At 59.2% G+C, this 24692-nt stretch carries 22 protein-coding genes; 12 read left to right on the forward strand and 10 right to left on the reverse strand.

Annotated elements, in window-relative coordinates; translation table 11 throughout:
* The first annotated feature begins 209 nt into the window (after nt 1-209).
* Nucleotides 210-1472, forward strand: coding sequence for a beta-ketoacyl-ACP synthase II (fabF, locus tag V6S97_RS01125; protein ID WP_003502082.1), 1263 nt, complete (start codon nt 210-212; stop codon nt 1470-1472).
* On the opposite strand, the gene V6S97_RS01130 is transcribed toward fabF, so the two are convergent.
* Nucleotides 1460-1657 (reverse strand): hypothetical protein, encoded by a 198-nt coding sequence (locus V6S97_RS01130; protein WP_162266776.1) that lies wholly within the window; start codon nt 1655-1657, stop codon nt 1460-1462. The genes fabF and V6S97_RS01130 overlap by 13 nt on opposite strands.
* A 144-nt stretch (nt 1658-1801) precedes the next feature.
* On the opposite strand from V6S97_RS01130, the gene mltG reads away from it, so the two are divergent.
* From mltG to gmk, 3 genes are all read left to right on the forward strand, one after another.
* The gene (gene mltG / locus V6S97_RS01135; protein WP_003502086.1) at nt 1802-3022 is read left to right on the forward strand and encodes an endolytic transglycosylase MltG; all 1221 of its coding nucleotides are present in this window, start codon (nt 1802-1804) and stop codon (nt 3020-3022) included.
* A 67-nt stretch (nt 3023-3089) separates the two neighbouring features.
* The gene (locus tag V6S97_RS01140) at nt 3090-3977 is read left to right on the forward strand and encodes a YicC/YloC family endoribonuclease (protein ID WP_334425925.1); all 888 of its coding nucleotides are present in this window, start codon (nt 3090-3092) and stop codon (nt 3975-3977) included.
* Between the two features lie 5 nt (nt 3978-3982).
* Nucleotides 3983-4645 (forward strand): guanylate kinase, encoded by a 663-nt coding sequence (gmk, locus tag V6S97_RS01145; protein WP_003502089.1) that lies wholly within the window; start codon nt 3983-3985, stop codon nt 4643-4645.
* Between the two features lie 86 nt (nt 4646-4731).
* On the opposite strand, the gene V6S97_RS01150 is transcribed toward gmk, so the two are convergent.
* The 8 genes from V6S97_RS01150 to V6S97_RS01185 form a co-directional block, all read right to left on the reverse strand.
* The gene (locus V6S97_RS01150) at nt 4732-5103 is read right to left on the reverse strand and encodes a hypothetical protein (RefSeq protein WP_003502090.1); all 372 of its coding nucleotides are present in this window, start codon (nt 5101-5103) and stop codon (nt 4732-4734) included.
* Between the two features lie 7 nt (nt 5104-5110).
* Nucleotides 5111-5545: a hypothetical protein gene (locus V6S97_RS01155; protein WP_334425926.1), complete on the reverse strand. Its 435-nt coding sequence runs from the start codon at nt 5543-5545 to the stop codon at nt 5111-5113.
* A gap of 351 nt (nt 5546-5896) precedes the next feature.
* The gene (rsmA, locus tag V6S97_RS01160; RefSeq protein ID WP_111793937.1) at nt 5897-6727 is read right to left on the reverse strand and encodes a 16S rRNA (adenine(1518)-N(6)/adenine(1519)-N(6))-dimethyltransferase RsmA; all 831 of its coding nucleotides are present in this window, start codon (nt 6725-6727) and stop codon (nt 5897-5899) included.
* Nucleotides 6727-7749, reverse strand: coding sequence for a 4-hydroxythreonine-4-phosphate dehydrogenase PdxA (gene pdxA, locus V6S97_RS01165; RefSeq protein ID WP_035212485.1), 1023 nt, complete (start codon nt 7747-7749; stop codon nt 6727-6729). Before pdxA ends, rsmA begins: the two co-directional genes overlap by 1 nt.
* Before the next feature lie 26 nt (nt 7750-7775).
* Nucleotides 7776-8723 (reverse strand): SurA N-terminal domain-containing protein, encoded by a 948-nt coding sequence (locus V6S97_RS01170; protein WP_003502094.1) that lies wholly within the window; start codon nt 8721-8723, stop codon nt 7776-7778.
* A 297-nt stretch (nt 8724-9020) separates the two neighbouring features.
* A complete protein-coding gene (locus V6S97_RS01175; protein WP_334425928.1) occupies nt 9021-11402 on the reverse strand; it encodes an LPS-assembly protein LptD in 2382 nt (793 codons plus the stop codon).
* Complete coding sequence (gene lptG / locus V6S97_RS01180) at nt 11403-12491, reverse strand: LPS export ABC transporter permease LptG (protein WP_112292807.1); 1089 nt, start codon at nt 12489-12491, stop codon at nt 11403-11405.
* Nucleotides 12488-13657: an LptF/LptG family permease gene (locus V6S97_RS01185; protein ID WP_003502098.1), complete on the reverse strand. Its 1170-nt coding sequence runs from the start codon at nt 13655-13657 to the stop codon at nt 12488-12490. Before V6S97_RS01185 ends, lptG begins: the two co-directional genes overlap by 4 nt.
* 298 nt (nt 13658-13955) lie before the next feature.
* Here V6S97_RS01185 and V6S97_RS01190 point away from each other — a divergent pair, with 298 nt between their 5' ends.
* From V6S97_RS01190 to V6S97_RS01200, 3 genes are all read left to right on the forward strand, one after another.
* Entirely contained in the window at nt 13956-15449 is a 1494-nt protein-coding gene (locus V6S97_RS01190; protein ID WP_060724193.1) for a leucyl aminopeptidase, read from the forward strand.
* Between the two features lie 25 nt (nt 15450-15474).
* Complete coding sequence (locus V6S97_RS01195) at nt 15475-15924, forward strand: DNA polymerase III subunit chi (protein WP_003502102.1); 450 nt, start codon at nt 15475-15477, stop codon at nt 15922-15924.
* Nucleotides 15925-16120: 196 nt separating this feature from the next.
* Entirely contained in the window at nt 16121-17149 is a 1029-nt protein-coding gene (locus V6S97_RS01200; RefSeq protein WP_087744308.1) for a sensor domain-containing diguanylate cyclase, read from the forward strand.
* A 31-nt stretch (nt 17150-17180) separates the two neighbouring features.
* On the opposite strand, the gene V6S97_RS01205 is transcribed toward V6S97_RS01200, so the two are convergent.
* Nucleotides 17181-18107: a Gfo/Idh/MocA family protein gene (locus V6S97_RS01205; protein ID WP_334425933.1), complete on the reverse strand. Its 927-nt coding sequence runs from the start codon at nt 18105-18107 to the stop codon at nt 17181-17183.
* 340 nt (nt 18108-18447) lie between these two features.
* On the opposite strand from V6S97_RS01205, the gene V6S97_RS01210 reads away from it, so the two are divergent.
* The 5 genes from V6S97_RS01210 (at nt 18448) to V6S97_RS01230 (ending at nt 24690) form a co-directional block, all read left to right on the forward strand.
* The gene (locus tag V6S97_RS01210; protein WP_003502105.1) at nt 18448-19635 is read left to right on the forward strand and encodes a GGDEF domain-containing protein; all 1188 of its coding nucleotides are present in this window, start codon (nt 18448-18450) and stop codon (nt 19633-19635) included.
* 112 nt (nt 19636-19747) lie between these two features.
* Complete coding sequence (locus V6S97_RS01215; protein ID WP_031234577.1) at nt 19748-21688, forward strand: EAL domain-containing protein; 1941 nt, start codon at nt 19748-19750, stop codon at nt 21686-21688.
* 119 nt (nt 21689-21807) lie between these two features.
* Entirely contained in the window at nt 21808-23514 is a 1707-nt protein-coding gene (locus tag V6S97_RS01220; protein WP_003502107.1) for a sensor histidine kinase, read from the forward strand.
* Nucleotides 23511-24119, forward strand: a complete 609-nt coding sequence (locus V6S97_RS01225; RefSeq protein WP_003502108.1) for a response regulator transcription factor — start codon at nt 23511-23513, stop codon at nt 24117-24119. The genes V6S97_RS01220 and V6S97_RS01225 overlap by 4 nt, the downstream gene beginning before the upstream one ends.
* 88 nt (nt 24120-24207) lie before the next feature.
* Entirely contained in the window at nt 24208-24690 is a 483-nt protein-coding gene (locus V6S97_RS01230; RefSeq protein ID WP_003502109.1) for a GlcG/HbpS family heme-binding protein, read from the forward strand.
* Nucleotides 24691-24692: the final 2 nt, after the last annotated feature.

Below are 24692 nucleotides of genomic sequence, written 5' to 3' on the forward strand. Positions count from 1 at the left end.
TTGGCCCGGCTCGTCCGGGCCAATGTTTTATAGGCAGGACGGTACATGCCCCAGGCGGCGCGTGTTCCGGGCGATGCATGAGGTCACGGGCCGGAAACGGCGCCCGCAGCCATCATGCGGACATTTGAATACTGCAACATCGAATGAACATCCCTGATGTCCGGCGTTGCATGAAGACCGATGATTTGGATAAGGGCGGAGCGTTGGCGATGAGGCGTGTCGTTATCACCGGTACCGGCATGGTATCTCCTCTTGGATGTGGGACGGAAGTGACCTGGGAACGGCTTTTGGCCGGCCATAACGGCGCCCGTCTCGTGACTGAATTCGAAGTCGAAGACCTTCCGGCAAAGATCGCCTGCCGTATTCCCGTAGGCGATGGTTCCAACGGCACCTTCAATGCCGATGACTGGATGGAACCCAAGGAACAGCGCAAGATCGATCCTTTCATCCTGTACGGCATGGCTGCCGCCGACATGGCGCTTGCCGACGCGGACTGGCACCCGGAAACGGACGAGGACCAGATCGCCACCGGCGTTATGATCGGCTCCGGCATCGGCGGCCTGGAAGGTATTGTCGAGGCGGGCTATACCCTGCGCGACAAGGGCCCGCGGCGCATTTCTCCCTTCTTCATTCCCGGCCGTCTGATCAATCTCGTATCCGGCCAGGTTTCCATCCGCCACAAGCTGCGCGGACCGAACCATGCGGTGGTGACGGCCTGCTCGACCGGTGCGCACGCCATTGGCGATGCCGCCCGTCTGATCGCACTCGGCGATGCCGACGTCATGGTCGCCGGTGGCGCTGAATCGCCGGTCTGCCGCATCGCGCTTGCCGGCTTCGCCGCCTGCAAGGCGCTTTCAACCCAGCATAATGACGATCCGCAGAAGGCCTCGCGCCCCTATGACCGTGACCGCGACGGTTTCGTCATGGGTGAAGGTGCGGGCATCGTCGTTCTGGAAGAGCTGGAACACGCCAAGGCGCGCGGCGCGAAGATTTATGCCGAAGTCGTCGGTTACGGCCTTTCCGGTGATGCCTATCACATCACCGCTCCGTCCGAGGATGGTGAAGGCGCCTATCGCTGCATGTCGATGGCGCTGAAGCGCGCCGGCCTGACGCCTGATGATATCGATTACATCAACGCCCATGGTACTTCCACCATGGCGGATACGATCGAGCTCGGCGCGGTCGAACGGCTCGTCGGCGAATCGGCCGCGAAGATTTCGATGTCTTCCACCAAGTCGGCCACCGGCCATCTTCTTGGTGCGGCGGGCGCTATCGAGGCAATCTTCGCCACGCTTGCGATCCGCGACAACATCGTTCCGCCGACGCTGAACCTCGACAATCCCGATGTCGAGACGAAGATCGACCTGGTGCCGCACAAGGCGCGCAAGCGGCAGGTCAACGTGGCGCTTTCGAATTCCTTCGGTTTCGGCGGTACCAACGCCTCCCTCGTGCTGCGTCGTTACGAAGCATAATCCCCGGCGGCGGCTCTGCCGCCGCGCTGGCGCCCTCCCACCGGGTGCTGACGAAGGCCGTTCTTTCCTTTGAAGAACGCATTGAGGCTTGCGAAAGTCATTCCGGTTTTCGCGCCGATATTGTAGTCGTTTATGAAGCGTTTGCCGGTTCGGGGTGATTTCCGGCCGCAGGCTGCTTCCTCCATCGGCTTTGTCCGAAACGATGTTCGTGAAGCGGAAAGATATGCTTCACGATATCTCCATGTGGTGCAGGAAGGCATTCCGAACCTGTTTTTGCCGCATTACCTGCGCAAAAAGCGCTGACAACGCCGAACTGAAAAGGACCGACGGTGAGCGACACGAACCAGAACAGCCAGGGACCATACGGACAGAACGGCGCGGGCGAAGGTAATCGCGGCCCGATCATTCCGAAATCCCCGACGGAAGCCTTGCGGCCGGAAAAAGTACCGGCGCCGCCCAAGCGCTCCCGTAAGGCCCATGGCCAGCTTGTAATCTTTCTGAATTTTCTGATGACGCTTGCAGTCGCGGTCTGTGTGCTGGCCATTGCCGCTTTCTATTACATGATCAATGCGTTCCAGGAGCCCGGTCCGCTTCAGACGAACACCCATTTCACGGTGCGCAATGGTGCCGGCATCATCGAGATCGCCAATAATCTCGAGCGCAACGACGTCGTCTCCAACGCCCGCGTCTTCCGTCTGATGACCGGCAGCTACCTGCAAAAGGACCAGACGCTGAAGGCTGGCGAATACGAGATCAAGGCCGGCGCGTCGATGAAGGACATCATGATGTTGCTGGAGTCCGGCAAGTCGATCCTTTATTCCGTGTCGCTGCCGGAAGGCCTGACCGTGAAGCAGATGTTCGCGCGCCTTGGAGCAGACGAAGTGCTGGACGGCGAATTGCCCTCGGCCCTGCCGCCGGAAGGCAGCTTGCGCCCCGATACCTATCGCTTTACCCGCGGCACCAAGCGCGAAGAAATCATCAACCAGATGAGTGCGGCGCAGGACAAGCTGATCGACATGATCTGGGAGCGGCGCGATCCTGACCTGCCGATCAAGACCATCGAGGAATTTGTGACGCTTGCCTCGATCGTCGAGAAGGAAACCGGCAAGGATGACGAGCGCGCCCATGTTGCTTCCGTTTTCTACAACCGTCTGAAGAAGGGCATGCGCCTGCAATCCGACCCGACGATCATCTACGGTCTGTTCGGTGGCGATGGCAAACCGTCCGATCGCCCGATTTACCAGTCTGACCTGCAGAAGCAGACGCCGTTCAACACCTATGTCATCAAGGGCCTGCCGCCGTCTCCTATCGCCAATCCGGGCCGGGCGGCGCTTGAGGCCGTTGCCAATCCCTGGCGCACGGATGACCTTTATTTCGTTGCCGATGGCACCGGCGGCCACGTCTTTGCCAAGACGCTGGAAGAGCACAACGCCAATGTGCGCCGCTGGCGCAAGATCGAGGCTGAGAAGGCTGCTTCCGGCGCCAATCCCGATGTTGTCGTGGATGGTCAGCCGGGCGGGGCCGAGGCGGAAAAACCCGCCAACAACTGATAATCTCGACCGGGCCCTGTGATCCACAGGGCCCGGTTTTGTACGGCATGACGGGGGGCTTCCAGATATGACATTGCAATCGATGACCGGCTTTGCGCGCAGCGAAGGAACCTCCGGCCGTTACCGCTGGGCGTGGGAATTGCGGTCCGTGAACGGCAAGGGGCTCGATGTACGCCTGCGTCTGCCGACCGGTCTTGAAGCGCTGGAAACCGCCTTGCGGGAAATCGCGGGCGAGCATCTTTCCCGCGGCAATATTCAGGCTGGGCTTACGCTCGCCATTGCGGAAAACCGGCTTGAGGCCGTGATCAACCGCGATGCGCTCGCTGCGGTTCTGGCACTTAAGAAGGAGCTTGGTGATGTCGTTGAAGACAAGCCGCTGAGCTTCGATACGTTGCTTACACTGCGGGGTCTCGTCGATTTTCGCGAGGCGGAAGACGATGCTGAAGCGCAGGCCACACGTAATAGCGATGTGCTGGCCGGTTTTGCGGTTGCCGTCGAGAAGCTGAAGGACATGCGCGAGCGGGAAGGGGCGTCGCTGTTCGCCATCCTGTCCGGCCATATCAACCGCATAGAGCAGCTTGTGGACATCATCGAGAATGATCCGTCCCGTCAGCCGGAACAGATCGCGGCAAGACTTGCCCAGCAGATCTCGCTCATCGGCGATGGCCTGCACGGGCTCGACCGCGACCGCCTGCATGCCGAGGCGGCGCTGATTGCCACCAAGGCGGATTTGCGCGAAGAGATCGACCGGTTGCACGCCCATGTTCAGGCTTCCCGGGAACTGCTGACCAATGGCGGGCCGGTAGGGCGCAAGCTCGATTTTCTTGCACAGGAATTTAACCGCGAGTCGAATACAATCTGTTCCAAATCGAATGCGAGTGCGGTAACCGCAGCAGGCGTAGAGCTGAAAGTGGTGATCGACCAGTTTCGCGAACAGGTCCAAAATCTGGAGTAGACCCCATGGTCCCGGTGAATAATTCTCCCGTCACGATTGCCCGCCGAGGGCTGATGCTGGTGATTTCTTCGCCATCAGGCGCGGGCAAATCCACGATTGCCCGCAACCTGCTCGACAAGGACAAGAATATCGGCCTGTCCGTCAGCGTTACGACGCGCCCGCGCCGCCAGAGCGAGATTGACGGTATCCACTACCATTTCATTTCCAAGCGCGATTTCGAGCGTCTGCGTGATAGCGATGCGCTGCTGGAATGGGCGGAAGTTCACGGCAATTTCTACGGCACGCCGCGCGGGCCGGTGGAAGATGCCATGGCCGCCGGTCGCGATATGCTGTTCGACATCGACTGGCAGGGCGCCGAGCAGCTGCAGGACAAGATGAAGGCGGACGTCGTTTCGATCTTCATCCTGCCGCCGACCATGACCGAACTTCAATCGCGCCTGCATCGCCGCGCCGAAGACACCGAAGAGGTCATCAAGACCCGGCTCCTCAATTCCCGTGCCGAAATCGAGCACTGGCGCGATTATGACTATGTCATCCTCAACGACGACCTGCAGGCCGCCTTCGAGGCCGTCGAAGCAATCGTGAAGGCCGAACGCGTCCGCCGTGACCGCCGCCACGGCATGTTCGATTTCGTGCGGGCGCTGCTTGAGGAAGAACCGAAGCTTTAAGCGCTTCCGGTAAGCTAACTCATCCGCCGGGATGGGAAGAACCCATCGCCCGGGCAGTATGGGATAATTTGTTAGGCCTGTTCCAGTTAGCTGCGCCCAAAAGCAAGATCGAAGCCCGTCAGGTTTCTGATTGCAGCACCGATCACACCAAAAACCGCGTTCAGAACTGTCTGGACGGTGTCGTAAACGAGGAACTCAGAATAGAGCAGCACGCTGCTGAGGGCCAGTTCCTGTGTGTGCATGGCCATATCCGCGTGCTCTCTGGAAATCGTACCGCTCTTGAGGCCTGCCTGCGTTAGCCATGCCTTTTGCGCAATCGACTTAATATGAACGGCAATTTCATTTTTGACTTCATTGAAGTGCGAAATGAGAACCGCTGAAACCTGCTGCAGAATGCCCTTATAGAGTTCCGACGCATCTTTCGGTTCAAATTTATCCAGATCTAGTGCCTTTGCCATGTGAACCTCACTTCAACCGGGCTTCAAACAACTTCGGAACGCTACAGGCTTCCTTCGTGGCGAATGTGGACGCGGTCTCAACGTTAAAGGGTGCTTTTCGATGAGCAGCCAACTGTATCATCAGCGCTTCCTGGCAGATCAGCAGTGCTTTGTGAATAATCTGGGCGGGTCTACCGGAAACGCGGTTGCGAAGGTAAGTTGCGCGGCCTTCGGCAATATAAATTGCCGAACGTACATTTGATACTGCGTCGACGTATATGCCTTCGACCTTGGAGAACGGTGTTTTATCTTCGTAAACAGCAGATACTGCGGCATCAATCTTATCGATATCGTTGTTTAGCGCCTCAATGTGCTTCATCAGCGCTTCATCAAAAGTAGGTGTCACGCTAACACATGAGGAAAGCGTGAATAGCGAGATGGCCAAAACATAACTTATCTTCACGCGATCCCCCTGATATTTGAAACTGTGAAGTGGAAAATGTACAATAGGAATGGATATATAATTTACAGTTGTGTGTTTGGAGTCAAGCACTGGTTGTGATCGGGCTTGGTGATTGTGGTCTGGATCATGTCACTCAAGGTGAAAAGCGGAAAATTTCCCAAATAGGCAGCGCTTTTCATAAGGTTTCTTGCGAACCAGCCACGTTAACAGAGGTGGCCGTGCCACCGGTTTCCCGTGGCGCGTGATCGTCGAAAATTCATCATCGGAAATTTATAGGTTGCGCCACAGATCAAGTTCTGTCGCGGACCTGAAGGGAACCCGTGTCGTCAAGCTTTCGTGTCTGGTCCAGCCTTAGAGGCAGTTCGCCAACGTCACGAATTCATCCACCGACAGCGTTTCCGCTCGTCGTGTGGGATCGATGCCCGCTTTTTCCAGCAGGGTTTCCCCGCCAAGGCTTTTCACGCTCTGACGCAGCATCTTGCGGCGCTGGCCGAAGGCGGCTTCCGTGACCTTTTCAAGCTTGGCAACATCGCAGGGCAATGGCTTGTCTTTCGGCAGCAGGTGCACGACGGTGGAGGTCACTTTTGGCGGCGGGCTGAAGGCCTGTGGCGGGACGTCGAAGGCCATTTCCGCGACCGTGCGCCAGCCGGCGAGAACGCCCAGACGCCCATAATGATTGTCGCCTTCTTCAGCCACGATGCGCTGGCCGACTTCCTTCTGGAACATCAGTGTCATGGAAAGCCAGAAGGGTGGCCATTGTTTCGGCAAAAGCCAGTTGACCAGCAATTGCGTGCCGACATTGTAGGGCAGGTTGGCGATGATGCGCACCGGTTCACCGGCGGGAACCAGAGCCTCGAAATCGGTCTGGAGGGCGTCGCCCTCGATGACCTCGAGCCGTCCGGGATAATGCGCCTCGATTTCCGCCAGCGCCGGCAGGCAGCGGCTGTCGCGTTCGACGGCGATGACCTTTCTCGCCCCGAGCGAGAGAATGGCGCGGGTGAGGCCGCCGGGACCGGGACCGACCTCGATCACCGTCACGCCGTCGAGCGGCCCTGCCGTTCTGGCAATCTTCTGGGTGAGGTTGAGGTCGAACAGGAAGTTCTGACCGAGCGATTTTTTCGCGTCGAGCCCGTGGCGCTGGATGACATCGCGCAGTGGTGGCAGTCCGTCGATGGCCGCCATTATGCGCCAACCCGGCTGCGGGTGGAAATTTCCGCCGCCATCTTCAGTGCCGCGACAAGGCTCGCTTCATTGGCAATGCCCTGGCCTGCAATGCCGAAGGCAGTGCCATGGTCCGGCGAGGTGCGGATGAAGGGTAGCCCAAGCGTGACATTGACGGAATCGTCAAAGCCGAGCGCCTTGGCGGGGATCAGCGCCTGATCATGATACATGCACACCGCCACGTCATACCGCTTGCGGGCAGCATCGTGGAACATGGTGTCGGCGGGCAGGGGGCCGAAGGCATCGATCCCGTCCTTCCGCAACCGCATGGTCGCCGGGTGAACGATATCGCGATCCTCGGTGCCGAGTGCGCCATCTTCACCCGCATGTGGGTTGAGGCCGGCAACCGCCAGACGCGGCGCCTCGATGCCGAATTTTTGCCGGAGATCGGCATCGATGATCCGGCAGGTCGTGACGATCAGTTCTTCCGTCAGGGCTGCCGGCACGTCTTTCACGGGGATGTGGATCGTCACCGGGACGACACGGACCTTGGGTCCGGCAATCATCATGACAGGCGTCACCTGTTCGCCGGTCTGCCGCAAGGCGAGATCGGCCAGAAACTCCGTATGACCGGGGAAGCCGAAGCCCGCCTCGTATAGCACCGATTTCGCGATCGGATTGGTGACAACGGCCGCAGCTTTGCCCTCGACCGTCAGGGAAACGGCGGTCTCGATGGCCTTGATCGTGGCATGGGCCGCGCCAACATGCGGCTGGCCCGCCTGCACTTCGAAGCCGACAGGAAGCGGGAGGATGGGGAAAGCGCGTTCGAACAGGCTGACGGCATTCTCCGCATCGCAGGTCTCGATATTGACCGGAATGCCGATCAGCGCTGCACGGCTCGCCACCACATCGGGGTCGCCGATGAAGATGAAGGGCGGCACGCCGCTCTCCCGGCGCTTTGCCCAGGCGGTGATGGCGATGTCGGGGCCGATACCGGCTGGATCTCCCTGTGTCAGGGCAAGCGGCAGGGATGCATATGTCACGGAAAGACCCGGCTCTTGTATCAATATCAGGTGTTGACGATCTGCGCCTTCTTGCGCAGCTCATCCATATATTTCTTTTCGTTCGGGTTTTCGCCGTCCTTGGCCTTCATCAGGTCTTCGGACTTGAACACCATTTCCGCCGCATAGTCGTCGGAAACCTGACGCTGCTTGCAGATGGCCAGATATTCGACGCCCTTTTCGGTCACGCGCGTTCCGGTGGTGCCGCCTTCCTTGGTCTTTTCCACCAAAGCTTTCCAGTCTTCCGGAAGTTCGGGGGCCAGAATGCGGCCGAGGTCCTTGATCGCCACGTCGCGCATGGTCGCGGCGAAGCTCATGGCCTGGTCGCAGCCGGGGTAACGCTTGCGCGAGGCTTCAGCCTCGGCCTTGCGCTTGCCGGTAATGGCATTACGCTTCGATTCCGGGATGACGAAAATGACCTGCTGCAGGAAATATTCCGTGGTGACGGGCTTGTCGCCGCGTTCCTTCAGGCGGGTCACGAGATCCTGCGTCGACATCTTGCCGCGGGCGCCATAACGGGCGTTGACAAGACGCGGCCAGCTCATCTGAATGGCGATGAAGGACTTGAAATGGTCGGCGCCGACACCCGCCTGCGACAGCACCTTCGTCAGTTGCTGCGGGGTCATCTTGTTGTTGCCGGCAAAGCGTGCGAAGGCCGCATCGACATCGTCGGTGCTGACCGACATTTTCACGCGGCCGATTTCTTCGCGCTTCAGCGCCTCATCGACAAGCTGCTCACGCGCTTTTTCATTGAGGTTACCGGACTGGCGCTGCAGCTTCAGGAAGGCGACGCGCTTGGCGATATCGTCATTGGTGATGGGTGTCTTGTTGACGACAATCTTGACGGTGCTGTCGGCGAAGGCCTGGCCGGCATAGGGCACAATGGCCATGGGAACGGCGAATATCGCAAAGGCGAAAGCAGCGCCACGCAAAGCCGTCTTTCCGAAATTCATCATATCCTTCTCCCTTTCGTCGGGCAGGGTCCTGTTGCCCTGTCCCGCCAATCTGTTCTGCCTGATGAGGGGATTATTGAACTCTCCCGCTTTTCAGACCTGCACCTGTGCATCCGCACCGCGAATTTGCCACGTATATATCATCGCGATCCGCAAGACGGCAATGTGTCGGTTTGTTGAAAGAAAACCCGATAGGTTCCATGCGCGGCCGACATTGGCGTGTTGTTGCGGCGAAACCGTGGCTTTACTGGCCAAATGGTAAAAAGGCAGGCCACGATGCTGCGTAACCTGCCTCTAAACTCAGTAGTTGTTTGGCTTCCAGCCGATATCCATATCGTTCCAGTCATCGTTTGCTGAACCGATGCTGATATCGCCAAGCGTCCGGAAGGCCAGACGGGCATTAATCGACCAGTCGTTGGCGGCCTGGCGGCTGGAATTGATATTGCCTTCGTCGGAATAGCTTACCGTCAAGATCGTGCATTCATCCTGATAGGCAATGCCGATGCGGCGCTCGGCGGCAAATTTTCCGTTCAGATCGTAGTTGATCGAGCCAAACAGCGACCAATTGTCGTCCATACGCAGCGTACCGGAGGCCTGAATGATATCGCGGTCTTCGTTATAGCCATATTTCGTCTGCGCCTTGACCTGCGTATAGCTGAGCTTGCCGGTGAGGCGGCGGTCCGAATAGCTGATGCCGGTTTCCGACCGGTTGATGTCAAGATCGTCCTTGTCGAGACGCAGGCTGGAAGACAGAGAAAGACCGATCGGCGCATCGAATGCGGCCATGGCGACGTAATCCGAACGGTCGGATTCGAGGCCGGAATTGGCGCCTGCATTGACGAGATCGTAGGAGGCGAAGGAATTGTCGCCCGCCAGATGGAAAGACTGGCCGGCGATGGCACGAACGCCGTAGCCGTTGTCGAAGGTACCGTTATAGCGGAAGCCGATATTGGCGCGCGTGCCGCCTTCGATGCGGTCGAAGCCGGAGAATTTGTCGCGTTCGAACAGATTGGTCGCGTCGAATACGAATGCCTGTGCGTCCTCGTTTGGAAGGCGGCCGGCATATTGTTCGTTCGGGCGCACGAAAATCTGCGCAATGGGTTCAATCACGTGGCTGCTGTTGAGTGCCGTGAACAGCCAGGGATAACGCACTTCCAGGCCGCCGGTGACCATGCCGCGGAAAGCCGCACCGTCATTCATCATGCCCTCATAGGCATAGGAGGTGCCGCCCGAGGTGAAGGCCGCGGGAGACATATCCGTCCAGAGCGCGTCACCGCGTGCAGCGAGGATCGGCGTGATCTGCAGGCCGCTGTCCATCGTGAAGGTGCGTTTCCACTCGGCTTCGGTGGAAAGGCGCGTATAGTCGCCTTCAAGCCCGCTGAAGCGCGGATAGCCGCCAAGCGCGTAGGCATCCTGCTTCAGGCGCGTGATGCTCGTCAGGTTGGTGGTCAGCGAAAGCTCGCCGCCATAGATAGGATCCGGCACGAAATAACGATAGTCGACAACCGGATGGACGATGGCCTGCTTGCGTTCCTTGGATTCGGTATTGTCCGTATCCTGAACGTTGAAATAATAACCACGGGCTTCGAAGCTGTTACGCTCGCTCGCGCCGTTCAGGTAGATCTGGTTGGTCTGGACGTCGTTTTTATAACCCTTCAGCCCATAGGTGCGCGAAAAGTTATTGTCGGTCTGCACCATGGCGTCCCAGCCGAACGCCCAGCGCGGATTGATCGAGAAATCACCCTTGCTCGCGATCATGCCACGATTGTCATTGAGAGCATCGCTGGTCCCGGCCGTGAAGGTATCGGACTTCTGCTGGCTGATGCCGGCGATCGTGACCGTATGCATGCCGGTTTCGAAGCGCTGGCGCAGTTCCGCCTGCAGCAGCAGACCCTGCGTCGTGTAATAGGTCGGCGTGACGGTCACGTCCGAGGTGTCGGACAGAACGTGGAAATAGGGGACGCCGATGCCGAAACCGAGATTGTCGGTAATGCTCATCTGCGGGAACAGGAAGCCCGATTTGCGCTTTACCGTATTGTCCGGAACCGTGAGGAAAGGCAGATAGGCGATCGAATGGCCGAAAAGCTGCAGACGGGCCTTTTCCAGCCGGATCGTATGGGTCTTACCGTCCTGAACGACGCGTTCCGCCTTGACCTGCCACAGAGGCGCCTTTTCGGGCCGCTCGGCGCAGGGCAGACACGCGGTGTAGACGCCGTTGTTGAGGACCATCAGGTCGCCTTCGAGACGCTCGGCGCTTTCACCCGCGATACGGGTATTGTCCGTGGTCTCGACGCGCAGGGCATTAACGAAGCCCTGACCGAAATCGTCAGTGACGTCCATCTCGTCGGCATAGATCTTGTTGCCGCCCGGCTCGATCAGCTCGATGTTGCCATGGGCGATCACGCGGCCGGTCTGCTGGTTATATTCCACTTGCTGGGCCACCATGCGGTAGCCCGAATATTTCATGCGAACGACGCCCTTCGCGATGACGCGCTGGGAATCGCGATTATAGGTCAGTTCATTTGCTGTAAGCAGGAGTTTCGAATCGTCTTGGCTTGCCGACGCAAGCAAACCATCCTGGCCGAAAGCGACCGGGCTGGATGCCAAATACGCGCACACAGCGGCACCTGTCAGAAGGGCCGTCCAAAGCCGCCTGATATTCCCGCGGTCATATACCGCCACTTAGCCGTCCTCCTGATGAAGCAGAATGGTTGCCCCCAAAGCCAACGCCACGATGACTGGAACCCAGACCGCGACGGTGGGAGGGACAACACCACCACTCCCGAATGCCCTTACGAGCACGGTTACTACATAAAGCACGAAGCCGGAAACGATTCCACCCAGAATCACGGAGCGCGACTGGGCGAAGCGGCTGAACTTTAATGAAACGGTCGCGGCGATCAAGGTCATCGCAACCAGAAGCAGGGGCGTCGATAGCAGGAAATGATACTGCGTCTCAAGCGCCTTTGAAGATAGTCCAAAGGACTTTGCAACTTCGATCTTGTGAGAAAGGTCAAAGAAAGCAACGGTTTCCGTCTGCGTCATGCGCTCCTGGACAAATTCCCGTCTCAGATTGGTACTGATCCGCATGCTCTCTTGCCGAACTGGCACATGTCCCGCGCGCGTTTCTGAAACGCCGTTAAGAAGCCAGTAACCATCTTCCAATTTAGCCGACTTCGCATCCTGCCGCGAGACGATGTTTCCGTCCTTGTCGAGGTGGATCAGAACCACATCGAGAAGCATCGTTCCGTTGTCCTCGAAGCTCTTGGCGCCGATGATCGTATCCTGGCCGCCACTTGTCTGGCGCATCCACGGAATGATCTCCTGCTGGCGGCCGCCGCCTGCTTCATTGCGCAGACCGGCTTCCATCGCCAGCGACTTGTTCTGGCCCCATGCCGCGATGGGGTTCAGAATGATGACGGACAGGATGCCGATGAAAACCGCGCCGAGCACGAAGGGAAGGATGAATTGCCAGGCGGAAATGCCGGCAGCGCGCGTCACCACCAGCTCGTAGCGCCGGTTGAGCGAGATCAGCGTCGTCATGCCGACGAAGAGGGCGATGAAGGGAACGGTCTGCTGCAGGATCAGCGGCAGGCGAAGCGCCGTGAGGCCAAGCGCGGCCGGAACGGAATAGCCGGGCAGGCCGGACATGCGCCGTGCAGTCTCGCTGAAATCGGCAAGGTAAATGATCGAGGACACGCCGAGCACGAACCAGATGGCGGTGATCAGATAGCGTTTCAGGAAATACCGGGAGAGCGTGTTGAAAATCATGCGTTGCCGCTCCCAGAGCTTTTCGCCATCCGGCTGGAGAAGAGACGGCGCAGACGACCCATCGCATCGGCGATGACCTTCGGCATTTTCGGCTTGCGGCCGGTCAGCAGAATGAAGGCGGCAGCGGCGCCGCTGAGGCCCGGAACGGCATAGACCAGCGGAATGAAGGCCGCGCTCTGCTTGATCTGATTGGTAACATAAAAACCAAGCCACCGCAGTATGAAGGCCGTCACCAGCGCAGCGACCATCGGATGCATGCGCGCCTCGCGATGCGAACGGGCGTCAGCGGCGATGACCAGTGAAATCAGCGCGAAGGAAAAGGCGAACATCCAGTCCGACAGGCGCTTGTGCAACTCGCTGCGGAAATTCTCCGGCGAGCGCTTGTAGCTCGCATTGTTCTCGTCGGGCGAGAGAAGGAAACCGAGGCTGGCATCGCCGGGAGAGAGCGACGGCTCCGAATCCTGTTTTTCCGACATGGTCGAAAGGTCGAAGGCGTAGGACAGGAACTTGACGATCGAGACCTTGCCGTCGGGCGTCTTCTGCTGCACTTCGCCGTCGCGCATGGTCAGCGAGGTGCCGCTTTCGTCGATCATGCCTTCCTTGGCATAATAGATGAGGTCGAAATTCGGATCGCGGCGGTCGGCGACGAACAGGCCCTTGAGAATACGGCCCTGCCGCTGCGCAATCTGCACATAGAGACCATCCTGAATGGTGCGGAAGGTCTTTTCCTCGATCACCGAAGACAGAAGGTCGGCATAGGCGGCGGCCACCATCTGCCGGGCGGAGCTGCGGGCCGGCGGCTCGATGAAATTGGTGATGGTGAAGGAAAGGGCGCTCAGAACGGCGGCCAGAATGAGAACCGGGCGATACATCACCGAACGCGGCGATCCAGCCGCATCGATAATGGCAAGCTCGGAATCATTGTTCATCGTCGTGAAGATCTGGGTGATGCCGATGACAAGCGCGAAAGGCAGCACGACGGGAATGAGCGTCGGCAGGATCATCGTCGCGAGCGCCATGAAGGAGCCCATCGACTGGCCCGTATCGGTCACGAGATTGATTCTCTGGAGAACCTGGATGGTCCAGATGATGGCCAGCACCGGCAGCAGCGCGACCAGAAACATCTGCGTTGTCCGCCGCAGGATATAGTTCTCGAGAAGCTTCATACGGCCCTGTTCGATATTGTTTTTCCGTGCGATCGCTCGCCGGATTTCCGCTTATCTAATCGCATCGTTTGCAATTGGCTATTCCGGCATGCTCACAAATATGTTTTGCGCGACGATTTTTCCGTCGCCTGTGTCTTTTTGTGGAACAAGCTGTCGGTTTCATGACGTGATTTCGCATTCCACAAAAATGCCTTTCCTTTAACGACTGTAGGCCTTTAAAGAATGCGGGGTTGCGCCCCCGGCCGAAAAGGCCATGATCATGCGCATCGTGCAAGTCGTCCAAGAAGAGCAGGAAAACATGTCCGCTAAATTCGATATATCTTTCGCCAATTCCGCCTCGCTGGAAAATGCCCTGGCCGTTGTGCTGCAAGCCTCGGGTGAGGCGCAGGCCGTCGCCGGTGCTTCCGAGGCCGACCCGGGCGGCGTGATCGAGAGGGCGGCGAAGATCTCGGGCTTTTCCGCAAAGTCCATGACGACGCTCGACGTGATCGCGCCACAGGGTTCCGCCGCCGACCGGCTGCTCGTCATCGGGCTAGGCAAGCCGTCGAAGCTGATCGCCCATGACTGGCTGCGCGCCGGCGGCACCGCCGCCGCCAACTTCAAGAAGGCCGACAAGGTCGTCATCTATCTCGATGCGCCGGGCGTAGAGGCAGGCGGGCAGGCTGCTGCGGATTTCGCGCTCGGCGTTCTGCTGCGCGCTTACAGCTTCGATGCCTACAAGACCAAGAAAAAGTCCGATGATGAAAAGACGCCGAAAAAGGTCGGTATCGTCATCGTCACGGCTGCGTATCAGGAAGCGGAAAAGGCCTTTGCCGTGTCGGAGGCGGTTGCGGGCGGCGTTACTCTGGCGCGCGATCTCGTCAATCTGCCGCCGAACGCTCTCGGCCCGGTTGAATTCGCTGAAAAGGCGGAGGAACTGCGCAAACTCGGCGTCGAGGTGGAAGTTCTCGGCGAGAAAGAGCTGAAGAAGCTTGGCATGAATGCGCTTCTCGGCGTCGCGCAGGGTTCAGCGCGTCCGCCACGGCTTGCGGTGATGCAGTGGAACGGCGGCAACAAGAAAGACGAGCCGATTGCCTTTGTCGGCAAGGGTGTCGTTTTCGATACTGGCGGCATTTCGCTGAAGCCCGGCCTCAATATGGAGGATATGAAGGGTGACATGGGCGGCGCTGCTGCCGTCACCGGCCTGATGCATGTGCTCGCAGCCCGCAAGGCCAAGGCAAACGTGATCGGCGTCATCGGCCTTGTCGAGAACATGCCTGACGGCAATGCCCAGCGTCCGGGCGATATCGTCACCTCCATGTCTGGCCAGACCATCGAGATCATCAATACCGATGCCGAAGGCCGGCTGGTTCTGGCCGATGCGCTCTGGTACACCAAGGACCGCTTCAACCCGAAATTCATGGTGAACCTCGCGACGCTGACGGGCGCCATCACGGTTGCGCTCGGCAATCTGCAGGCCGGCCTTTTCTCCAATGATGACGAGCTTTCAGCGCGTCTTGCGCAGGCGGGCGACGTGACAGCCGAAAAACTGTGGCGCATGCCGCTTAGCAAGGATTACGACAAGATCATCGATTCCAAATTCGCCGACATGAAGAACAGCTCGGGCCGTCTGGCGGGTTCCGTCACCGCCGCGCAGTTCCTCAAGCGTTTTGTGGGTGAAACATCCTGGGCGCATCTCGATATCGCCGGCACCGCAATGGGTTCGCCACTGACCGAGATCAATCAGTCCTGGGGCTCGGGCTACGGCGTCAGGCTGCTGAACGAACTCGTTCGCGCCCATTACGAAGATTGAAACGAGTGGGGCGGCACGTCTGCGGATGACTGAAATTCTGTTCTACCATCTGACGGAATCGAAGCTGGAGGACGCGTTGCCGCCTTTGCTCGAGAAATCGCTGGAGCGCGGCTGGAAGGTCGCGATCCAGACGGCGGGCGAGGAGCGTCGTGATTTCCTCGACACGCATCTGTGGACCTTTCGTGACGACAGCTTCCTGCCGCACGCCACCGATACTTCGCCCGCACCGCAAAGTCAGCCGATTCTCCTGACGGCGTCGGACGAAAATGCCAACGCGGCGAGTGTCCGCTTTGTCGTTGATGGCGCAGAGCCGCCAGCGGTGGAAGCCTATGAGCGTATCGTGTTCATGTTCGACGGATACGATGCCTACCAGCTTGAAATGGCGCGAAATCACTGGAAGAGGCTGAAAACAGAGGGGCATTCTCTGACTTACTGGCAGCAGTCCCCTGAAGGCCGCTGGCAGAAGAAGGCCTGATCGCACAGCAGGTTTGTAACCCCACGATTGGTTCCATACGCAAACAGACCGGCAAAATTTCGCATGTGGCGTCAATTGCCGGTTTTTGCATTATGCGCCGAAAGGAAAGCCGCGAAACAGACGCGGCTTTCATGGTGTGGTCTTTTCATCCGGTCAAAGGCGGGTGCCGCGGACGAAACAGCAGAGGGACATGAGCATGGGGCAGGCAATTTCACGACCGGACGGGGAAATGGAGCGTCTGGTCGCGGTGCGGTCGATCATGTCCTTCAAGAATGCCGACATGCCGGAACTGAAAGTGCTGTCGCAATTGGGGCAGGGCGTTTTCGGCGTGCCACGGGCGGCCGTCCACATCGTTGACGAGGATTGGCTTCATATCGCGGAACAGGCGGGTATGGAGCTTTCAGAATGCTCGCGTGACCTGTCGATCTGCAGCCGCGTCATCACCAAGAGGGATGTGGTGACCATCTCCGATCTGACCGAGCATCCGGATTTCCGTTTCATGTCCTATGTAAAGGGCGGTCCCGGGTTGCGTTCCTATGCCGGTGCGCCGATCGAGCTGGAGCCGGGCCTCGTCGTTGGCGCCTTCTGCCTGGTCGATACGGTACCGCGGAAATTCTCTCGTACGGAAATCGACAGCTTAAGACGTTTTGCATTGTTGGCCGCCGCGCTTCTGCGGCTCCAGAAAGCCAATTTCACCATGAGTCTTGCCGAACGCGAGCTGCGCGACGCGGCGATGACCGATCCGCTGACCGGTTTTTATAATCGCAAGGCTCTGGAGGCGATCGTCGATAGCCAGCTCGGCGCGGCCCTCGGTGCAAACGAGGCCTTCGGTGTCCTCTATCTCGATCTTGATGGTTTCAAGACCATCAACGATACGTTCGGCCACCCGGCGGGAGACCGAGTTCTGACCGAAGCTGCGGGGCGCATTCGCAAAACGGTCCGCAGCGAGGATATCGTCGTGCGTATGGGCGGCGACGAATTCGCGATTTTCATGCCCCGGCCGAGCGCCTCCGAGGTGCTGAACGGATTGGCGGACCAGTTGCTTGCCGCCTTCCGCAAACCTTTTGATGTCGATGGGAACGAGGTGGGCGCCCGCCTCAGCATAGGCGGCGCACTGGCCCCGCAGGCGGGAGCAGACCGCGCGACGCTGCTGCAGAGCGTCGACGAAGCGCTGTATCAGGCCAAAAAATCAGGGCGCGACCGTTTCGTCAGCCGCGCCCTCTAAGGCATTGTCCTTCGGGAAGCGTTTCCGCTTCTCAGTCGTAGAAGGAATCCACGAATTTGTGGCGGCCGAGCAGGAAGGCGTCGGCCACGTGGGTCAGCGGCGCGAGATCAACGTCGGAGCGGCCTGCCTTGATGATCTCGGAGAAACGCTCGTAAAGGGCGGGATATTCCCGCTCCGGCTGGGCGAGTTTTTCCTCGCCGTTGATCGAAAGCTTCGCACCGCCTTCCGAAAGCACCATCCGTCCCGCTGCCGTCTCCGCAACGATATCCCAGCTCTGCTTGCCGGTCTGACGCCAGTCGAATTCGGCATGGACGGGCGTTTTCGTCACGTCGGAAAAATGCAGGTCGGCGGCGATCGGGGCGTCACGGTTTTCCGGGAATTCAAGCGTCGCCTTGGTCAGGAACAGCGCGTGCGGCAGGATGTGGGTGATGATCGAAAGCGCATTGATGCCGGGGTCGAACACACCGAGACCGCCCGCCTGCCAGATCCAGGCCTGGTTGGGGTGCCAGTGGCGCACGTCCTCTTTCCAGATGACGTGAACGCTGTCGATCTTCGTCGAGGCCAGAAACGCCTTCGCAGCCTCGACCGCCGGCGCATAACGCGAATGCCAGCTTGCAAACAGCGACAGGCCCTTTGAATCCGCAAGCCGCACGAGATCCTGCACTTCCGAAAGAGTGGCGCCGGGCGGCTTTTCGAGAAAGACGTGCTTGCCGGCATTCAGCGCCGCATAGGCGGCCTCGTAACGATATTGCGGCGGCATGCACAGCGATACCGCATCGATAGCAGGCACAGCCTCCAGCATGGCCTCGATGGTGCCATAGGAAGCGACGCCGTCCACCGTGCCATGACGGCTCGCGGTGCAGATCAATTCAAAATCCGGATTACCTGCGATGGCGGGAAGATGCTGGTCACGAACGATTTTGCCGACGCCGACGATGGCAAGCTTGGTGGCTGACATGAAGTGGAACCCGTGTGAGTGCTGCATGGGATAAAGTGTGATTTTTACAAGTTTTTAGCAGAAACGCTCGAAGGAGCAAGGTGATCGTTTCCGCCCGGCGCGTCTTTTTTCAAGTTGTAACTTCATAACAATTTTTCGGTATGGGCATTCTTTTGTTGTGTAATATTTGAGATTAAAAAACATTATTTTTGAGTTTTTAGTGTTATTTTTTTTATCAGTCAGCGGTTTTAATGTTGATTTTTTCAGGTATATTCCATGGATGTTAGCGGTAATTTTATATTTCACTTGAATAGATTTTCTGAATAGCAGGTGTGTGTTGGTTTTACTTAGAGATGACCGTTTGTCTGGCTTCGTTCAGAAAGTCAACGAAAACAGCCGGCAATTCAATACATATGGATTGATTTTCGGCGTCACCCTCTACAATCTCTACGTGCTTGTGGACATAAGTCTGGTGCCGGAGATCATCTGGCTGGATCTTACAGTCCGCCTGTTTATCATCACGCCGCTTCTGTTTCTTTATTTTCCCGCGCGCTATTATGCGATCAGTGTGCGGCCGGATGCGGTGGTGCATGAGGTGCTTCACGGGCTGGGCTGCATGATGGTCGTCGCCTCGATCATGTTCATCTATGCCAATGCGCAGACGTCATCGGCCAGCGAATATTACATGGGGATCGTCACCGTCGTCCTCTATATGAATACGATACATCGCAAACCGTTTCCGCTTGCGGTCATGGGCACGGTCGGCTGCATGGCGGTTTTCATCATCGGCATGGAATATGTCACCGTGACGAGCGAGGTGGCCAAGCTCCCCGCGATCATGTGTTCCGTCGGAATCAGCGCCGTCTCACTGTTTGCGGCCTATCGTATCGAGCAGGTGGAAAGACGGGACTATCTGGCGTCGCTGCGCGAGAAGACGTTGCTGCAGCGGATTCAAAACGCAAATCACGAGCTTCAGCAGCTTTCCAATACCGACCAGCTCACCGGCATCCGCAATCGCCGCAGCTTTGACGAGGCGGCGAACGAGGCTTCGGGCGGCAACGGCAGGCCGCGGGCGCTCATCCTTCTCGATGTCGATTATTTCAAGAACTACAATGACTCAGAAGGTCATGTGGCCGGCGATGATTGCCTGCGCAGGATCGCCGGCAGGCTGCGCAGCGCCCTGCGCAGGGACGATGGCGACAGAAGTTTCGTCGCGCGTTATGGTGGCGAGGAATTTGTGGTTCTGCTCGACAATTGCGTTGTTTCCGCTGCACTCGCCATCGGTGAAAGACTGAGATTGGCTGTGATCGACGAGGCCATACCCCATCTCAACCGCCCCGACGGGCGGGAAATCGTCACCGTCAGCCTCGGCATTGCGGTTTCCGGTGACGGCAGGGAGATCATATACGAGATGGTCAACCGGGCCGACATGGCGCTTTACGAGGCGAAGCGCCAGGGCCGCGACCGGCTGGTGCTGGCCTCGGGGCATATGGGAACGATTGTCGGGCCAGCGGAACTTTACGGCGTCGAAGCCGCAATGTCGGCATAGGGCACTGAAGGCTAGGCGATGTGTTATAAGTTGTGTCCTGCGCGAAGCGGGATCTGTGAAGGCCATGTGCCGGAAATCCGGCCCCAGAACACATAATAACCGGGGAATGCAGATGATGGAATTGATCGCCTCACAAGCGGCAGCATCCGCTGCCGAACTTCCATTCCTCCTGCTTCAGGCGGCCGCCGTCGTTGGCATGGTGTCCGTGTTGATCCTCCTGCGGCGAAATATCGCCCTCGAGGACCCCCGCTATAAAATCTATTATGGCATCGTGTTCGGAATGACGGGCTTTCTGCTGACGCTGCTGGTTTCCGAATTCATCAAGCTGCCTTCCAAACCTTATATCCGCTCCGACCTGCTGTTTCTCGCCGGGGTGCTCGGCTCCTGGCAGGGCGGACTGATCAGCCTCTTCCTCGTGGCGGCCGGGCGTTTTGTGTTCGGTGGTCCCGTGCTGTTTTTTGCGGCCCTGCAGGACATGGTCGTCATTTCGGCCTGCGGCATCATCATGTATGGCTGGATGCGCAAGCGCCGTCTCGCCGACCTTGGAATTCGGGATATCCTCACCGTCTTTGCGGTCAGGTTCATTGCCGTGCTGCTTGCCATCGCGGCCTCATTCGCGCTTGGTCTGGTCGATCAGGCGCTGTTTTTGAGTGCAGTCGGCCGCCGAACCCTCGGCGCGGTCGCCGTCGGTCTGCCGATGATCGTCTGCCTGTTCATCCTTCTGCGCAGCGAGGCGCGGGCGCGGGACGAGGCAAAGAAGCGCGACGTTGCGGCGCGGACCGATTCATTGACCGGCCTGCCCAACAGGCGTGCCCTCAAAGACCACATAGAAACAACGATGCGGCAGGAGCCGGCCGTTCCGCATGCTCTCATTCTCATCGAAATTATCAATATTGCCGATGTCGCCGCCTGCGAGGGCGAGGACTGGAGCGATCTTTTCTGGCCCAGGCTGGCGCGGGAAATCTGCGATACCGAAGACGGTCTGCTGTGCAGGTCCAGCACGCCCTGCAGCTTCATGTTCGGCGATACGACACTTGCAGTCGTCATGCAGGGGGTTTCGCTGGAGAAGTCGGAAAGTGCGAAACTCATGATGCATCTGCATGATGGGTTGAGCACGTTTTGCCGCTCGGCGGAGGCGGGGCCGGTTCCGCATCTCAAAATCGGTGCGGCAAATCTGGACCAGCTTTCCCGGCAAAATGTCGCCTCCTTCCTCAGGCACCTCAGTCTGGCGCTGAAGGGAAGCGATCATCCGGTGCAGATTTTCCCTTTCTCCTTTGCCGAGAAAGCGACACGGGACGAGGCGGTGCGGCAGATGCTGGTCAACTGGGTTAAATCCGGCAGACCGCCCATTTGTTATCAGCCGAAATTCGAAATGCGTGATCGCCGCATGATCGGCGCTGAAGCGCTGCTGCGCGCGGTCGATGCACACGGACAGGCGCTTTCGCCTTATTATGTACTGGAGATCGCCGAACGCCATCGGCTGCTGGTGGAATTCGAATGGTCGACGATCGAAGCCGTCGTGCGCGACCTTCGTGACCTGCACGGCCTTGACGCGGATTTTCATCTGGCCGTGAATATTTCCGCGTCGTCTTTTGCGACTGCGCGTTTCGGAGACCGGGTCGTGACGCTTCTACGCGAAATGGCAGTGCCGACGCATCGCCTCTCGATCGAAGTGACGGAGATGAGCAGGATACCGACCACTGATGTCGTGCAGCAGAATTTCGATGCGCTGGTCGCCGCAGGCGTCCGGCTGGCGCTCGATGATTTCGGCACCGGTTATGCCGCGCTTACTTTGCTGGCGCGGTTCCCTTTCGAAGAGGTCAAGATCGATCACTGGATGACGTCGAGGCTCGACCAATCGCGGTTCAGGGAGGCCATCGCACTCGCTTTCGAGAGCGCCGAGCGCTACGGCGCAAAGCTGGTAACGGAAGGCATCGAAACGGAGGAGCAGAGCCGGCTTCTCATGCAGATGGGCATACGCTTCGGACAGGGTTATCTTTACTCCCCCGCCGTGCCGCTCGCCCGGCTGCAGCCTCGCAGGGCGTGCGCCTGACGCGTGGAGACCGATCGGGGCCCTTGCTGCGGCCAATGGCCATCAAAGGGAATTCGGCGACTGCTGCATTGAATGTTTTCCCGGTCTGTGCTGAGAAACTCCTTTGATGAACGAATGTCATGATCCTTTTTAAAGGTCATGCGGGCGAGCCGATGCTTGAAAACAATGACGCATGGAACGACATGCCCGGAAAGCCGGCTCAGCACTTGCCGAATGAATCGGCCAAGGGCGAGGGTGGCGCCGGCCGCTCGCTTCGCGCGGCCGCCCATGCCGTATCAGGCGACCGGCCTACGGCGGACAATCCGCAGCCGCTTTTAGGATGGCCTTTTCTCAGGTTGTTTCTGGTCTGGGCACTGTTCATGGCGGCCGTTATTTCCGCTTTGGCGGCTTATCAATATGTCAGCCTGCTCGGCGAGCTGGGGCGAGAGAGCGACGCGTTGCAGGCAGAGGCATCCCGCCGGGCCGATCAGCATGATGCCCATGTGACGGCGCTTTCGGCGGTGGCGCAGGCGGAGCAGGGGGCGGATTACGGCCTGCTGCTCGATGTCGCCGCGCCCATTCTGCAATTTTACCCGCGCATCGATGAGGTTCAGCTGGTTTCCCTCAGTGAGGCGGGGCCTGTCATAGGCACCCGATCGCTGGAAAACGAGCTGGCAGCGGCGATCCGCAAGGCGGCATCGGTCTTTACCGGCCGGCCCGCCCTGGTGGCGAGCGGTCTCAGGCCCGGCCATTACATGATCGTCAAGCGCAGCCCCAATAACGAGACCGCCTCGAAAGCGCTGGTGCTTGCCGTCGATGCCGCGCGGCTGCTGGCGTCCGATGCTCCGTTCTGGTCGGCGAAACAGGCGGTGATCCGCCTCAAAATGCCTGACGGTACAGTCCTGTTCGGCCCGCCCTCGCTACCGGAAGCACCGCAATATGTCCGGCAACTGAGCAGCGCTACCCAGCCGCTTATGCTCGAAGTCGCGCTCTCGATCACCTGGCGCGATCTTTTACCCGGCCGCGCCCTGTTGGCGGGCATGGCCGGCGCGAGCATCGTTTTCCTGCTCGGCACTGTCATGGCAAGACAGAGGACGCGCATGCGCGCCGCCGAAAGACGGGCCGAACTGAGCGGCATGGAGGCGAGGCTCACCCATGCTTCGCGGGTCAATGCACTCGGAGAAATGGCAAGCGGTCTTGCCCATGAGCTGACCCAGCCTCTGACGGCGATATTGGCACAGGCGCAGGCCGGACGGCGGCTGCTTGCCCGTCAGGATGTCACGGCCCTTTCCGGTGCTCTCGACGATATGATCGATCAGGCGCGATGCGCCGCCAATATGCTCGACCGGTTTCGCAACTGGTCGCTGCCGCACCGCAAGCCGGTGGCGGCGCATGATCTGCGCGCGGCTCTGCGCAATGTCGATGCGCTGCTTGCCGGCGAAGCGGCCCGCCATGAGGCCAGCATCGACATCGCGATGCCCGATGCTCCGCTTTTGGTGCGGGTCGATCCCGTTGAAATAGAACAGGTCATGTTCAATCTGCTGCGCAACGCGCTTGATGCGCTCACTGCCATTGAAGGCAGGCGCGCCATCACCGCCAGATTGAGCCGGAGCGGTGATTTCGCCGTTCTCGAGGTTGCCGATAACGGCCCCGGCGTCGCACCGGGCCTGCGCGACCGGCTGTTTACGCCTTTCGCCACCACGAAAACGAACGGCATGGGTCTGGGACTTGCTCTCAGCCAGCGGCTGGTGGAGCGCGCCGGCGGTGAAATCCTTTATGTCGAGAGTGAGAATGGCGCGCTTTTCCGCGTTGTCCTCCCGGTCACAGCGGAGGCACAGAACCCATGACGCTGCCCGTCTATCTCGTCGATGACGATGACGCCGTGCGCAAGGCGCTGATATTGCTCCTGTCCACCGTCGGCATCAAGGCGAAGGGCTTTGCCGATCCGGTGGTATTTCTCGGCCAGCTATCCGGGCTCGAACCGGGCTGCCTCATCTTCGATATCCGCATGCCTGCTATCACCGGATTGAAGCTGCAGGAGAAGCTGACGGAAGAGGGGATCGACTGGCCTGTCATCATCATTTCCGGTCACGGCAATATCGAAGCCTGCCGCCGGGCCTTTCACAACGGCGCGGTGGATTTTCTCTCCAAGCCCGTGGATGAGCAGGATCTCATCGACGCGATCCAGAAGGCGCATCGGATATTGACCCGCACGCTCGATGCAAAGGCACTGCAGGCGGAGAATATGGCGCTTTTATCGCTGCTGACCGCGCGGGAGCGGGAAATACTCGAACGCATCGCACTTGGGTTTACCACACGCCAGATCGCCGACGGGCTTGGCCTGTCGCCGCGCACGGTGGACAGCCATCGTGCCGCCATCGGCCTCAAGCTCGGCACCACCTCGCAGGCGGAAATGACAAGGCTCTGGCTGGAAGCCGGTGCGGATCGGTAGAACTACCGAGCAGCCGGCAAGTCTTACGGATTCGCGGCCGAGCGCCATCCGCTTAAGCTGCAGTCCTCATCAAGCAAGAGGACTTTCCATGATCCGCACCCTTCTCATCGCTTCCGCCCTGATCGCTCCTTCGGCCGCATTGGCGCAGACGCTGCCGACCGCGCCCTATCTGCCGCTCGAAATGGCGGAAAAGGCAGCCAAGGCAGCGCTTCAGGCTTGCTCCGCCAAGGGCAGCGCCGTCACCGTTGCCATCGTCGCCCGCGATGGTGCTACCAAGATTGTGCTGAAGGCGGATGGCTCCGGTCCACACACGGTCTCCAGCGCAACCGGCAAGGCCTTTGCCGCCGCATCGCTCGGCCGTGATATTGGCGAGATCGCGGAATTCATCGCCTCCAAGCCCGCCAATGATGGCCTTCGCAACATGGATGAGCGCATGGTCATCCAGGCCGGCGGCCTGCCGATCAAGATCGGCGACGCCCTGGTCGGCGGTATCGGTGTCGGCGGCGCGCCATCGGGCGCGATCGATGCCGAATGCGCCCGTGAAGGTCTCAACACGATCGGCGCGAAGTAAAC

Source organism: Agrobacterium sp. CCNWLW155, assembly GCF_036888815.1.
GTDB classification, from domain to species: domain Bacteria; phylum Pseudomonadota; class Alphaproteobacteria; order Rhizobiales; family Rhizobiaceae; genus Agrobacterium; species Agrobacterium radiobacter.